The sequence below is a fragment of the Mesorhizobium sp. M7A.F.Ca.CA.001.08.2.1 genome (assembly GCF_003998455.1).
In the GTDB taxonomy this organism is placed as follows: domain Bacteria; phylum Pseudomonadota; class Alphaproteobacteria; order Rhizobiales; family Rhizobiaceae; genus Mesorhizobium; species Mesorhizobium ciceri.
This window is the reverse complement of sequence record NZ_RZPW01001395.1, coordinates 1-597: the sequence shown is the minus strand read 5'-3', so window position 1 is coordinate 597 and position 597 is coordinate 1. Positions and strand designations below refer to the sequence as shown.

The window sequence follows — 597 nt, the reverse complement described above, 5'->3', positions numbered from 1 at the left end:
GCTGCAGACAGTTCTCGCCTGATCAAAACCTACGCACGAGCCGCATCGGTGATACGAAACTGAACGGTGCGGTTGCCGTTCCAGTAATTCCCTGAGAGCGAACCGGCGACGTGGATTGTCTTGCCCCGGTTCTTGAACAGGAATTCGCCAAGCGCGGTATCGACGGCGCGAAAGGCGATCGCCTGGATCCGGCCGCCGCTTTCCGATTGCAGCTCGACGCGGATGTGATTGGTGCCGACCGGCCGCGCATCGGCCAACCGGTGGCGCGGCAACGCGAAAACAGGGGCCACGTGCCCGGCACCGAACGGTCCGGCTTGTTCCAGCGCGTCGAGCAGGCTGAGTGTCGCGCCTTCAGCGGCAAGCGCACCGTCTATGGCCAGGCTTTCCTCGCCCTGCAGGCGAAACACGTCGGCTGCCGCCCGCTCTTCGAAAAACGCCCTGAGCTCACCAAGCCTCGCCCGCTCGACGGTGATGCCCGCCGCCATGCCATGCCCGCCACCCTTGACGATCAGACCGGCAATGGCCGCCTCGCGCACCAGCCGGCCGAGGTCGAAACCCGAGACCGAGCGGCCCGAGCCGGTGCCGATCCCGTTGGCG

At 66.3% G+C, this 597-nt stretch carries 1 protein-coding gene; it reads right to left on the bottom strand.

Annotation, left to right across the window (positions count from 1 at the left end):
- Positions 1 to 29 precede the first annotated feature (29 nt).
- The coding region (locus EN914_RS37615; RefSeq protein ID WP_245497954.1) for a DHHA1 domain-containing protein at positions 30 to 597 on the bottom strand (568 nt) is incomplete at its 5' end.